Annotated in this window: 7 protein-coding genes; 1 reads left to right on the forward strand and 6 read right to left on the reverse strand. The window is 50.2% G+C overall.

Features of this window, described 5'->3' with window-relative positions:
- Window positions 1–9: 9 nt before the first annotated feature.
- The 5 genes from QEH59_RS05755 to QEH59_RS05775 all read right to left on the reverse strand — a co-directional run bounded on the left by QEH59_RS05755 (window position 10) and on the right by QEH59_RS05775 (window position 12,554).
- On the reverse strand, window positions 10–5,895 hold the full coding sequence (locus tag QEH59_RS05755) for a DUF7925 domain-containing protein (protein ID WP_308984514.1): 5,886 nt from the start codon (window positions 5,893–5,895) through the stop codon (window positions 10–12).
- A gap of 198 nt (window positions 5,896–6,093) precedes the next feature.
- Window positions 6,094–8,838 (reverse strand): hypothetical protein, encoded by a 2,745-nt coding sequence (locus tag QEH59_RS05760; protein WP_308984409.1) that lies wholly within the window; start codon window positions 8,836–8,838, stop codon window positions 6,094–6,096.
- Window positions 8,839–8,891: 53 nt separating this feature from the next.
- Complete coding sequence (locus tag QEH59_RS05765) at window positions 8,892–9,347, reverse strand: hypothetical protein (RefSeq protein ID WP_308984410.1); 456 nt, start codon at window positions 9,345–9,347, stop codon at window positions 8,892–8,894.
- Between the two features lie 463 nt (window positions 9,348–9,810).
- On the reverse strand, window positions 9,811–10,467 hold the full coding sequence (locus QEH59_RS05770; protein ID WP_308984411.1) for a response regulator transcription factor: 657 nt from the start codon (window positions 10,465–10,467) through the stop codon (window positions 9,811–9,813).
- Window positions 10,464–12,554 (reverse strand): ATP-binding protein, encoded by a 2,091-nt coding sequence (locus tag QEH59_RS05775; protein ID WP_308984412.1) that lies wholly within the window; start codon window positions 12,552–12,554, stop codon window positions 10,464–10,466. Before QEH59_RS05775 ends, QEH59_RS05770 begins: the two co-directional genes overlap by 4 nt.
- Before the next feature lie 366 nt (window positions 12,555–12,920).
- Between QEH59_RS05775 and QEH59_RS05780 the strand changes: the two genes are divergently transcribed.
- The gene (locus QEH59_RS05780; RefSeq protein ID WP_308984413.1) at window positions 12,921–13,262 is read left to right on the forward strand and encodes a DUF3127 domain-containing protein; all 342 of its coding nucleotides are present in this window, start codon (window positions 12,921–12,923) and stop codon (window positions 13,260–13,262) included.
- Window positions 13,263–13,818: 556 nt separating this feature from the next.
- On the opposite strand, the gene QEH59_RS05785 is transcribed toward QEH59_RS05780, so the two are convergent.
- Window positions 13,819–14,604, reverse strand: coding sequence for a PEP-CTERM sorting domain-containing protein (locus QEH59_RS05785; RefSeq protein ID WP_308984414.1), 786 nt, complete (start codon window positions 14,602–14,604; stop codon window positions 13,819–13,821).
- Window positions 14,605–14,719: the final 115 nt, after the last annotated feature.

Consider the following 14,719-nt stretch of genomic DNA (forward strand, 5'->3'; position numbering starts at 1 on the left):
TGGTAGAAATTATTTACGACCGAAACCGAGCGTGTTTTCGTCGAACTTAAAGTTAAAGGTAATGAAGAAGCCGGATTGAGTTCGGCCGGAGGTCTCAAAGTCACGATCCGTGAAGCCCCAGAAGTTATAGCCAAGTCCGAGGCGGAAGTTCTCCACCACCCACATCCCAATCTCAGGACCGAGACCATAGTTAAAACCAGCATCGCCATCGTCCCACATCAGCGAGTAGTTCAAACCAATATCAAAACGATCGCAAATGTCGCGGCGCACCCGTCCATTAATCAGATAAGCGGCATAGTTATCGGAAAAATCGTCGTCGGCACTGCTTTCATTCACCCACTTGGCCGCCAGGCGATTCGTCCAAATCCAATTTTCATCAGGCTGGTAGTTGAGCACATGGGAGAGCACATTAACATGACGCTCTTGGCTGATGGTATCCAAAATATCCATCCCGTCTTCATACTTATACTCATGTAATAAGAGCATATTCCAAACATCCTGATCTGTCTGGCGCCAAGCAAAACCACTGCGTATGCGAATCTGAGTCAGATCGTCGGTGTCGGCGTCTTTATTCGTCTGCTCGTATACGTAGGTTTTAGTCAAAATACTCCAATTACGATTGAGTTTGCGTGCATAACCGACGGTGGCGAGCACACTGTCATTGGTGTCGGCGGTACGATACTCCAGGCGGCTAGTGGCCTTCCAATCCGTCGGCGCAGTGTATTCAATCGAAGCAGTCGCTGCCGTGGATTCGTTGGTGGTCTCACCAGAGAAAGGACGGACTTTCTCAAAGGTCGTATTGAGGCGGAGTCCCTCGGCCACGGCCCATTGATTACGCAGCCCTAACGCACCTTCAGCTTGCTCACCATCGATGGCATCACGCACGCGGTATTCGTTAAAGTACTGACCGCCCTCCATGTAATCAGTTTCAAGTCCAAAGAGCGTGCGGTTGTTTTCTTGTGTATCGTTGAGCGTAAATTCGTTACCGAGAGAGTTAATAAACTCATGAGTGACATAGGCTCGTGTCTTCGTGCTCAACTGATAGTCCGCACCAAAGAGCACGCGTGATTTATCAGTGTCACTGACGTCTTGCTCGACTTCACCGCGTATCCGCATGTCAGGCACATAAGGCATCGGGGCGGATGCCGCGACGATCGCGCTGGTGACGGTGTTGGGGGTAATCTCTTCGCTGGTGGCAGGAATCGCGGTGCTCAGGCTCGCAGGGGTGCCCGTTTCATGGGAAACACGCCCCCCGACACCGATTTCGACTTGGTTCGCAAAACGACGATAGGCCATGCCTTTGACACCCTTACGGCTACCCTCGGTGATCACATCTTCCTCATAAATCGCTTCAACTTCGAGGCGCGTGCGCTCATCAATCAAATGCGTCACTTCCGCGCCGGCTTCGATTCTACCCGCCGTGAGTGAGGCGGTCGGATTAACGAAAGTTTCATCGGCTTCTCCATAGAAAATACGCGCTTCTGTGCGCTCACCGGCACGACGTATCTCGGCGCGGTATGCGGTACCATCTCCTTCAACGAGATCCTCGCTCTGAGCGACTTCAGTGATCAAATACGAATCGTAAGGCAGCTTCACGGTAGCATTCGCACTCTTTAGCTCATAATCGACTTCGGGGTTTTCATCACGCACATAGCCTGCACCGACTTCGAGGTGCTCATTCACCTTAACTTGAGCATTGCCCCCATAAACCAAATGCTCTTCGCCTCCCTCATCCACTTCATACGTAATACGAATCGATTGTGGGTTGAGTTCGGTATCAAAACTCGCGAGTGGACGGCGCAGCACCAAGCTACCCGAAAACGCTTCAAACTCGTAATCCACATAACGGGTCAAGGAGCGTGTTTCCAAAATCACGGCAGGCTGATTGCGATCCCGAACCAGAATTTCAACTTTCTCGGAGTTGAGTAAGCCGTTGCGTGCACTCAAACGGAAGGGACCTGAAGTGCCGTTGGCTGAAATTTCATCGATCACCTGTTGGGCAGAGGTCTGGCTAGCGAAGCCAGTCAGTTTGACTCGATCGTTCTCGTATTGCCCTTGGAATCCATTGAGCGAACGACTATAGTCGCCGAAATCGACCGCCTCGTGCTCGCTGCGTGTTTCATAATCGCCCCAGAGTAGGAAGGAGCGTTTTTTATCGATGCGCACATAGAGTTTACCGGATGACTGTGCATCGTAACCACGCACGGAGGAGTCGCCATAGATCGGATAATACTTATCAGGGTCAATGTCGCGGAATAACTCAGCATCGTCATCCTTATCCGAATCATAGGCTGCAGTCAGCAGCATGTCGCCCTTGATCTTACCCTTGAGGAAGAAGGCTGCGCGCCCCTCGAGTCGGTCGTCTCCAGAGTCAGAGAGCGTGCGTAATTCCTCTTCAAAACCGCTACCTTCATGAGCGGGGGTGATGGAGTCCTTACCGAGGTCGCGCAGATGTATGCGACCTTGCACAATACCAGCCGCCACCATCGGACGCAGATCCGGCAAAAAGGCGAACTGCTCACTGCTACGGATGATACCGCTACTGACGTCAATGCGCACATCCGAAGGCTCAGCCGGAGGCAATAAGCGGTAGACGCCCTGGCCTTCCGTCAAAAAGACTTGGGTGCCTAACTCTGCCGGATTCACATCCTCGACATCCCAACGCCCTGCAGTGGTTTCAAGTGTCAATGGCAAACGTGCAGAGACCAGCGTGCCGTTCTCGTCCACCACACGTACCGACACTTCGACCGGTGTGATCCCATCAGCCACGGGTTCGGCATCAGAAAGTTCTAAGGAGATAGTCGCCAGGTTCGCAGGCGCTAAAAGACGTATAGTCTCGGAACCACGTGCGTTGCCGAAAAGGTCGAATTGTGTCGCGGTCAACGTATTCTCCCCCGGGTTGAGTGGCACACCTACATACTCAACAGCTTGAACGCCACGATCACTCGCTTCAACTCGCTTGCCGATTCGTGCTTCGGAAATTTCATGACCATTCACTTCAAGCTTCAGAACGGTTCCTAATTGAGCTTTAATACGCACACGTGCCTGAGCAAGCGGCAGCGTGTCGCCGTCTCGCAAATCCATAAAACCGACATCGGCATTTGTCACCGCATCAATTTCCGCTTCCAACGGCAAATGTGGCACTGCAGCGACCGCACGCTTAGGCAAGCGAGAGTTACCATCAGTTAGTGTATCCGGTGGTAGAATCGGCTGATAGAAACTGGTATTGATTTGCGCCCCCTCGATGGTGCCGGCAGCATCGTCACTAATTTGGTTGATCCCCGAATTTTGCTCGTTGTCTTCGTAATCGAAATTTCGTTTTAGCGAGCGATCGATTTCGGGAGTGAACACGGCACCTTTTTCCACACGACCCGCCACCTCGGCCAGCAATTCCGCTGTCGGATTCACAATGCGGAAGTTAGCCTTATGCAGCTCTCCATTACGCATATCAGCAAAGCGGCTGCCAGGATCATTTGCGTTGCGCCCGTCGATGATTGCGAGCTCTGCGCCAGTGGGCAGCGTGTAGGTATCCAGCTTCACTACGTGCGTAATCGCGCGCTGACCGTAAATACTATATTTACCTTCCACGTCGGTAATCGCATAGGTCCCATCTTCGAGGAAAATACGCACGCCTGGCACGACTGGCTCGAGCACATCGTCGCCTTCCCCATCGTCATCTTCACCATTGGGGCCAAAAGTGTCGTGAATCTTGTTGTCGTTTAGATCGACGAAAACTTTACCGAAAATCACGCCCTTATCCGTAAAGACCCCCTGATCGATATCAATCTTGGCCGTGGCCACATTACTCGAGGAAGGCGCGGCGCCACGACTGTGTGCTTGCGCACGATTGATACCGTCACCGCGATCTGCGCCAAAGGCCACACGAGCACGATAAGTCAGCACGACAGTTTGACCATCCGCCACATTGCCCAATTCAAACTGTAGCGTGGAGCCCGGCTCTCCCTCTGGATCTGGCGCTGCGACGCCATCAATCCGAGTGCTCCCCCCAATATAAGTGACCCCCGCAGGCATCACGTCCCGAATATAAGCACCTGGCAATCGAGCGCCTACGGTATTATCAAGTGTAATCTTATACTGTACAGAATCACCGATCTCAACCTCACTGCGATTCACTTCCTTTTCCAACACGAAGCCCTCGGGCGATTCGGTATCGAGCGGAATATCAAGAAAGACAGTGCCAGTGGCTACGTTCACTGGAAATGAAAGTCCATACGAACCAGCGGTATCGATACGTGGCGATGCATCCGGCCCTTGAATATTGGGTAGCAGGGTCTCAGGCACGACACTGGGGAAAGTATATCCCAGCGGTGGCGTCACCTCTAAGACGTATTCGCCCGCAGCAATTCGAGGAAATTCGAAACGTCCATCTGCGCCCGTCACCACAGTGCTTGGAGCCGGAGTCACACCGTCGGCCTGGAAGACATCGACAGAAGCACCCGTATCAGTCACAATACGCACGGTCGCCCCAGCAAGACGTTCCCCAGTGCGACTGTCAAAAACGATACCAGCGGGATCGATGAGAATCACAATTTTTGCCACGCCATCCGGGCAGGTATCCCCAAGCATAGAACCGGTCAGCATATCGCTCGGTGTGGTCTGTAAAATGGAGTCGCTACTATTGGCAAAGCCTTCCACCGTGGGCACCCCGTTGGCAAAGTCACCCGTACTCGGTAGTCGGAAGATACCGGTATTAGGGCCTGTCTCGATGAGCGGCAAGGTCAACTGATCGCCAGTGCCCTCAGAGGTGAAACTCATTTCAAAGCTATCTGCCTGTGTCTGATCGATATTGTAGAAAGCGGCATCAACTTCAAAGAAAACACTATCGCCCGATTCGATAATCTGCGTCGGTTGCTGCAAATTCGCATCGTCAAAAGCGGTAATGACCGGACAACCAACGGGCACACGCACAGTCACTAAATTCGAAATCAGCTGTTCGGTCAGCCCGCTCTCGATATAGTAGAGAAAACCTTCATTATCGAAGCTACCGCTGGCATTGGCAGCCACCGTGACTTCAAATCCAGCGCTCAGCACCTGCGCCGCAGCCACTGCGGAACGGGCAAAGACGATCGCCTTGACCTCATTCAAATCCGCTGGCGCGGTCGCCGTAAAATTATAGTCAGAAGCAGCGTCATGTAAGTGGTAATACACTTCCCAACCCGCGCTGGAAGTCACGCGGCTGAAAACCGTATTACGCGGCATCACATCACGCATAAAAATGCGATTCAGCGAGCTACCATCGACATTAATAGTCACCGGTTGCAACGCTGTGGTGCCATTCAGCAGGCGCAAGGTGTATTCAACAGGATCACCTGGTAGCGCCTCAGTGCGATCGACGCTCTTCAGCAACTGTGGATCGGATAAGCCAACGATAGCCGTGTCCGTGACAAATTCAGTGAGCGTGCTACCATCAAGCGCTGCGGTAAAGGTCGCGATGCCCTGATCGCCAGTTTGCGCGGTGGGGGCAACAATGCCAGAAAGGATATATTCACGCGCAGCACCAGGATCGAGTGTGACGGTGCTCCCGTCAGGAATAATAGGCTCGCCGGTATCGACGATGCCATTCCCATTTAAATCTTCAAACAAACGAAGCGAGCCGAAATCATAATCGTCGCCCGACTCGTTCTGGTAACTGAGGGTATAGCTTGAGGTGGTGTTCCCCGTATTTGTTAAAGTGTGATTAAAGGATGTACTGGAACCAGGGGCAAGAAAGACGCTGCGGTCATTGACCAGAGATATGCCTGGTATGCCCTCGATACGGACAATCACTTGATTGGATGATAAATTGTACTGCTCTGCCGTGTCAGGAATAAAAACGAACGCAGTCGCTTGATTAATGATCCGCGTGCCCGGATCAGCCGCGCGCAAACCGCACACTGTAGCCAACAAAATCAGCCCAAACCATAAGCATGAGTGAAGATGAGATGCGAAGTGTCTGTAGAGTGTAATGCGCACTTTAGATAGCTTAATGAGTCATCAACAAGACAGCCTTAAAGGAGGTGCCATGCGGGGGATCGGACCCGACACGGCACCTCATATTTAAGGTTAGCCTAGGAGAGTTGACGTAACTCTGATTTACTCGTCGATCTTCACTCCAAAGCTAGCGACGGCAGAATCACCTGGTGCGAGTGTGCCGATACTGAATTCGAACGAACCAGCGGAATTGGCTCCTGGCTGAGAGTCTACCGATTGTAACGAACCATCCCCAGTAACGGCAGCGATAGAATCATTGCCATTCGCTGGATAGTATTTAGTCGCAGTTGGCGTCGTATCGTAGATCACGATATCTGTGGCGTCGGCAGAACCCGTATTAGTCGCGGTAATCCGGTAAAGGATTGAGGCGCCTGGCTTGGCTTCCAGCGGCAGAGTGGTGTAAGAAGATTCACCGCCATCGGCCTCACCATCATTATCTGCATCCAAGGCTTGCTCTTTAAGCAGCTCCAAGTCGCCTAAAATAACAGTTGTGGTATCTTCGTTGGAAACGGCTGCAGGTGCGGCAACTCCATCAACCTCACCTGTTGTTGTCGCGGTGAGCGTGGAGATGTTAATCGCACCATTAGGTGCACCTAGTGGCGCGAATACCTTAACAAAGATAAGTGTGCTATCGTTGGCAGTGCCCGTGCGAGTCAACTCGACAGCGAGCGAGCCACTAGCACTGTCGATGACAGTATCACCACCTGCACCCGTATCAAGCACACCATTTCCATTGGAATCACGATAGATGATGGACGTCCATCCTTCGGCAGCCTTTGAATCGCTCAAGGTAAGTGCGATATTGGAAGCACCGAGCATCTCGGAAATGTTACCCATATTGGTCAACACGTGCTCGTAAACAATCGCACCACCTGGAGAAACTTGACCGGCATTATCGCTGACCAAGGTGATCTCACGCACAGTATTGACCGTCACGGTATTGGTGATGAAATCGCTCACGCCTGAAGTGGGCGAAGTTGCAAGGAAGATGATCTCACGGTCGCCTGGAGTTTCCCCTTCAGGGATAGTCACTTCAGCCACATAGCTGAAACGACCACCATCAGTGGTAGGCGCGGAATCAACCGGAGGGTTCAATGTACCAGAGTTATTCACAACAGCACCCGCGGCAACGCGACGGAGATTGACCACCCAACCAGCAGGAACCGATGCCGGATCAACTGTCAGGTTATAAGCGTCTTGAATCGTGCCTTCATTCTCCACTGTCAGAGGGAAGGTCACGATGCTGCCTGGGTCGCCAGCTTTCGTGATACCATCAGCACCCGCGCCGTCACCTTCACCAGCCACGCCGTCAGGGTCATCCCCTGCTGCAGCATTGGTGATATCAACATTTGGAGGCAAGATAGTTGTCACAATGTCGTTTGCATCAGCCGTCGCTGGATTTCCACTTACATCGAGCACCGTGCCTGTGGCACGCTTTGTAATGCTATAAGGGCCATTACCAGTAGTGAGTCCGCTGATATTAGTCGGCAGGGTCGCTTTAACGATCACATTGTATATGCCATCAACAGCAATGGGCCCCGTATCTGGAGTACTATTGCCATTCGTGTCCACCATCGGCGTGTTACCATCTTCCAGGTAGAAGCGGAAGGTTGTGCCCGTAGGATAAGTGCTGCTGCCCGCAACAAAGGACATATCAAAAGTATCTTCAGATGTGCCGTTATTTGTCAGCACATTGGTAAAGGTCACAGTCTCACCAGGTCGTGCCGTAGGCAATGTTTCACCTGCTAGACTTACAGCTGGCACTGGCAACACCTCGAATGGAGGGCGATTGGTTTCAACTGGAGGAACAGGCCCCTTCACGCCGGGACCGTCTGGATCGTATGTGTATTGAACCACGTTATTGATAATTTGTGGTGCCAAGCCAGCATCCACGCCGACTTGGAAGGTGACCGTACCGGAAGCACCAGCAGGCACGGAATCGATGATGATGACCAATTCCTCCTCAGTCGCATCGTATTCGTAATCAACAGTCGTACCGCCACCTGCTTGTTGATCGCCAGAGGCATCAGTCAGCACAGTGGTGCCAGTCAGGCTAGAGCGCCCCGTTCCAGCGATATAAGTCATGCCCTCAGGGATCTCATCCGTCATAGTAAAGCTAGTAGCTGCTTTATTACCCGTATTGTTATAACTCAATGTATACATCACTGGCGACGTGCCTGGAATGCCTTGAGCCGTGTCAATCAGCTTGCTCACAGTCATCACAGCATCCTCTGAGACATTGATAGTATCGGTATTATTATCCGTTAAATCATACAGCGGATCGGTGCCCGCAAGCGTTTGCGAGTAGTCAGAGCCACCATTAATGTTAAAGCTGGCAGACTCCGCATCATTTGCGCTACCAGGAACACTGGTCCCGACAACGAAATAGAACTGCTCGCCCGGAGTTAGATCACCTGTTGTAGTGATCGGCGATGTAATATCGTCCGGCTCACCATCTTGGTTGGTATCCGCATAAATTAAAAGAGTCCCCAATGTGAAGTCTCCCGCAACTGTATCTGTATACAAATCAAAGGAGTCCGTACCATTACCAGTATTGGTCAAAGTGTGTGGCAGGAAGACTGAACCGCCCGGAGACACCGAACGCGTATTGTCCTGTGTGAGAGCCAGACCAGGAATTTGTAGAACAGTGGTCACGACCGTATTCGAAGTCGTGTCACGCTCTGTACCATTTTGGTCTTTATAGGTAGCCGAGGCCTGATTGCCGATTTTGGTGCCCGCCGTCGGCGCAGCGGCACTCAGGGAAAGCGCAGCCAGCAAGGCCACACTGGATAAAGCCAGGGTGCGTATGCGCCCGAAGCTTTTAAGGATTCCGTCTGATGTATTCATGTTATTGGTTTTAGGTTGTTCGTTAAAAAGATAAGCCAAGGCATTCAGCAGCACTACTGTACTAATCGAGCTCTCAATTCGGCGGTGAAAGGAACATCCGATTCAAGCGCATCTATGCTCCAACGCAGGGCTCGAAAAGCTGTCGTATCCACTGGCTCTCCTGAGGCATTTACTGCAGATAAGGACTCAAAAGTAATCCCGTCCAAAGACACTTCCTGCGGTGCCGGTTTCGCAGAGCCCTCGATGTATTCGAGTCCAGCGGGAATCGGAATAACCGGTTGCACTGCAGTCAAAGCCGTATCGCTCTGGTTCTTAAACGTGGCTCGATAAAGTATAATATCACCTGGATTCGCGACCTCGGCCAACTCCAGCACCTCAGCACTGTCGGGGTCAGTCGTCACAATGTAAGCATCAATCTGAGCAACAAGTGGATCCGACTGAGCCGCCAGCGCAGACATAGATAAAAATAAGCCACAGAAGAGGGCCAAAGGACGAGTAACGTATTTCATAATGCAATAAGGACTACTAATATAGATCTAACAACGTAATATTAAATCATAAACACCCTAGTCATGTCAAGGTACCGCAAATACCTGACAATAATGCTAATAAGCTGCATGCATAGAATTAGCTGAGCAATCTCTCGACAGATGAAGTCGCTTCCCGTCCAAACGGGAAGATATAAATACTAGGATTTTCATCAGAAATAATAATGCACATGATTAGTCATCCAGCGACAGCTGGACGTTTAGGCCGCATAATAGCAAATTTAAGCAACTTCACAATACAACCTAAGTGCACAGCGCTCTGCCCTTTAGTGCAAAACACCCCATTATACCCAGCAAAAGCCCTGTTAATACACGAATATAACTACCTAAAAAACGCGTAAGTAATATAGAAACTCTACCAAAAGTCCCTCAGTATGACTAGAGTCAGGAAGTAATAAACAATCAGCGATTTAACTCACCCCAATTACGAAACCTCGCCAGCCGACACATCCATGCCAAAATCTCCCTCGTAATAAAAACGCACCAGATCGGCCACACACTGTGCACCTAGCTTTTGAGACAGGTTAGAGCGATGGAGTTTTACGGTGCGTTCCGCATTTCCAATACGATCCGCAATCGCTTTATTCGGCAGGCCAGCGACTACCATATGTAAAATCTTCTTCTCTGTCTGAGTCAGCATCTTAAATCGCGCTCGAAGCTCAGCGGCATGCCCCTGCTTTTGCCGACTAAGTTCACCTTTTTGAATCGCGGCCTCGACCACTTTAATCAACTGATCCTTCTCAACAGGTTTGGTCAAAAAATCAAAAGCTCCTCGCTTGATCGTATCGACCACTACTGGAACTTGAGCATGCCCCGTAAGAAAAACCACAGGAACGCCCCCACCTTCTCGCTGCAAATGCTCAAACAATTCCAGACCATCCGGCCCAGGCATCCGGATATCAAGCAATATACAACCACTCGAATGACTGGAGAATTTGACCAAAAAATCTCCAGCCGAAGCAAAATCATAAACCTCGAAACTCGCCAACTTCAATAAGCGGGAAATCGATCGACGAAAAAACTCATCATCGTCTACGATAAAAACAGTACCTCTAGAATTCTCTTTAACGTAGTTAATCATGCGTCATTTGGTTTACTTGGAAGCCAAATTTTAAAGCAGGCCCCTCCCTCCTTGAGGTTACCCACCGAAATCCGGCCTCTATGGTCTTCAATAATATATCTCGAAATGGCGAGCCCTAAGCCCATGCCCTTCTTTTTGGTCGAATAATAAAACTCAAACAGCTCAGCAATCTCATTCGGTGGAATCCCGCGCCCATAGTCCGAAACCGACACACAAATCTGATTTGAATCCGTGATTGCATCACAGTCGACAACCACCAGTCGCTGTGAAGCAGGTAGCGACTCCACAGCATCCATCGCATTAAAAATTAAGTTTAACAGGACCTGAACTAGTAACACCCGCTCCCCCACAACAGTGCACAAGCAGATATCACTAGGCGGCAAACACAAATCAATCCCGCGACGCCGCGCCTCGCCTTGGACCATACAGCCCGCCTCGTCGATAACTTGCAGCAAGTTCACCGGGGCCTTTGATTCTGAATAGCCACCAAGCATCGCACGAATATTCTCAACCACCCGAGTCGCCCGGCGATCCTCACTCTTAATCTCCGCGAGGATCTCTCGCAACTCCTGATTCGGAACATTCAGCGCATCCAAATGCATCAATGCCGACTCGGCATTACTCAGAATCGACCCAAGTGGTTGATTGATCTCATGCGCAATAGACGCCGAAATTTGCCCAAGCTGCGCAATCCGGTTGTCCCGAGCCAAGTTATGCCTCAGTTTCTCCGCCTGAATCCGGTCACTCACATCCAAAGCAACAATCAAATAAAGACTCACTCCACCAATTTCAACAGTACTGCAAAATAACTCAACAGAGCGCACATCTCCTGATGCAATCTGCACTTTAAGCTCATGCCCCCGATGACGACGCCCTGCCTTGAAAAAATCCTCTAAAAACTGTGGATCCTGATCTAGCGCGCGTATGCCAACTTCCTCAGCAGTTCGACCGATTGCGTCTTCTCGCTTAATACCAAAAAACTCTTCATAGGCGGGATTGATATCCTGAAAGACACAATCACTCACACGCAAAACAGCCTTAGGGTTTGGGCTCTCTCTAAAGACAGTCGAAAAGTAGCGCTCCATTTCAACTGCTTGACTTTCGGCTTTTTGCTTCTCCCGTCTAGCCCACAGCAGTGCCAAAATCAAAGACGTTTGTATCAACACGACAGTCGACCCTAAAAAGACAAAGACCGGGTGCGCTTCCAATAAGCCTGGAGCCCCGTAGAAAACCTTCGCCTCCGCGGGCAAGCTCTCCACATCCAAATCATAGCGCTGCATACCCCGATCATCGATCAATACTTCCGTCGCGGGCACAGTCAATACACCAATCTCTTCCGCAGATTCCCCAGCGACCATTCGCAGCACTAGCTTGCCCAGTTTTCGTCCATGTTCGACAGTCGAAGCGGAGACCACTCCAACGGCCCCTGCACCCAGCATAGTATCAAAAAAACCAAAGATTGGCACTGGTGATTCTTTCGCAATACGCTCCAGAACTCTCCTAGGTATAAAAGCATTTCCTTCATAATCCATGAAGTATGTCGTAAATAAGACAACAGCCCCCTCCGCCAATTGCTGAATCGCCTGCTCGATTTCCACAGGAGAGGCATCAGTAATCTCCCCAACATGCCAAGGAACAAGATCTTCAAGCTCAAGCCGAATTGCCTGCAAGAGCTCTTGATCAAATGAAGCACTCCCACCGACTAACACAATCTCTTGCGTGTCAGGCAACAGTCCCATCACAAGCTCTAGAACCTTCGGCACAGATAACTCATAAAAAACACCTCCCGACCACTGTGTCACTTCCTCAGCCGTCAACTGCCCCTCCCATAATCCTGCAAAAATTAGTGGTGAATCAGGAAATATACCCGAGAGCAACTCACGCGAAAAATCAATCGACTGCGGCCCGACGGCCACAATTACATCAGGCTCAAAGCCCCAGTAACGCCTTTTCAGGTAAGGGGCCATATTTGATTTCTCACTACCTTGCGGGAGTCGATGAATATCCAAGTATTCTTCATACAACTCAATTTGATGAGCATCAATCGACTCCTGAAGCGACCACCACAGCCCTCGCTGAAGATCCATATTCGCAGGCAAGCTCCTCTGATTGGAATACAATATAAGAATCCGCAAAGGATCATCTCCATTTAGATACGCAGCCTCCGGCTTGGGATGAGCGCAGACCAACGACGCCATACCAAAGCTAACTACCAGACTAACTATCCAAACGGCTCTCATTAACAATGAACCGCATGATCACGCAGCTCAAAAGGGTCAAAATCTAACATGTAATAGACACTACAAGATCGCTTGACTGATAAGGTCAATCCCTCAGTTTCAAATACTACAGGATGCAAGACCACAGGTGGCGACAGAGCGGAATCATAATAGGACCAAGGATTTCAAAAAAAGGTTTTGCTTCTCCAGCAGAGGCATCGTTCACTCCACCACATGTACGAACTATCCGGAACCGTAAAAGTAATTTTTGACGAACAAACCTTTGGCAGTGGCTTCAACAAACGCGAATTTGTAGTCACCACCACCGACGACAAATATCCTCAGGATATCAAATTCGAATGCCTCAAAGAAAAGGTCGAGCTCGTCGACAAGCTAAATACAGGCGACAAGGTCAAGGTCACCTTTGACATCAACGGCCGCGAATGGAACGAAAAGTATTTCGTTAATCTCAAAGCCTTCCGCATCGAAGCCGCTGGCGCTGCTGGCGGTAACAACGATGAACCGCCCCCCTTCGATCCTGCCGACGAAATCCTAGACGAAGAGCCTCCCTTTTAAGGTCAGCGAAACAGAGCAACCTTCGTCCCAACGCTGCTCAGAACGCTTGAATTAGCACTTCAACAGCAGCGCAGGACAACGCAAAACAGCGACACGCCCCCCGAAGCCATCAATTTTGGCAATGGAGCGTGTCGCTTTTTTTGGCTCATCGTCATGAGGCGTAAAAGACATGCTTATGCTGTTGAAGCGATTATACCAATTCTAAGAATTCTATGCTCTAGTAGACGGTCCGAAAGGTAGCCTCGAAACTAAGTTTTGGAGGGCGAGAGGCAGCTCCCCAGTTCTGAGAACCGAAGCTACGAAAAATATCTCGATTGGATTTAAACTTTTCCGAATTGATATTATAATGCAGGGAATCGAATGCACATCAGTCGATCACCTGCTTCCGTCCGACCTTCGTCACATGTTGATGTCCATCATAATGATGTAATCCGCCCTATGTTACCCCCATCCTAGAGTATCGCTACCAGCCCACCGTCCACAAAAAAAAGCCGCCTTTCCCTCGCAAAGTAATACTCCACGAGATGAAAGACGGCCCTCAGGTGCAAGCGATTAACTAGCGAGCACTTCTCGCGCGCCGAATGCCTGCAAAGGTCAAACCAAGCAAACCGAGCAAAAGTGCACTCGTGCCAGGCTCAGGAACTGCCGTCAAAGTCACATTATCAAAGGAAACGGCGCCTAGAGCATCAAGTGAGGCCAATCCATCGCCCTGCCCTACGTATAAATCAACACCGATGGCGTTGTCTGCCGCGCCCGAATACGTATAAGTATACGAGATGGATACCGTCTCTCCACTCAAAATGCCCACATTCAGTATAGCACCAGCCACATCGGTAGCATATTGAGTCGTCCCCCCGGTTTTCAACGCAATACCAATTCCAGAATCACTCAAAAGGTCTACACTAGCAATACCAACGACTGACACATCCGCAGTCAGCGTATAGGTCCAGCCGTCAATAAAATCTGTGCCGATATCATTTTGGTAAATCGAAGCAGATGAATTTAGAAGATCACCAAGATTAAGACCTGAAGACAGCCCCGACACAGTCGCATTTGTTTGGTCGATATCAACCGATGGAGCCAGCAGCAGCCCCAAAATACCATTTGAATCAACCGACCAAGGACCGCTTCCAAATGGGTCGTCATAACTAAGAAGCACCCCTGCTACGGGAGCTTTAGAGTCAACGTTACCTGCCTGCGAAAAATCACCGTTTGGAACGCCAATATTAATAGCGGCATGCGACACTGAAGTGAAAGCAATCCCAGCAAACCCCAAAAGGATCATCGGCATGCAGCTACGACGCTTATATACGGACAAACAACGAGTTACAGTTTTTTTCATAGCGGGGACATAGGGGTTGGAATTAAGCGTTATTAGATGACGCTTTATTTAATAGTAAATAACGCAACAATTAGCAACCAAAACTCATCTAAAGATGAAACTTTATTAATATTTA

The sequence above is a fragment of the Thalassobacterium sedimentorum genome (assembly GCF_031127905.1).
Taxonomy (GTDB): Bacteria; Verrucomicrobiota; Verrucomicrobiia; order Opitutales; family Coraliomargaritaceae; genus Thalassobacterium; species Thalassobacterium sedimentorum.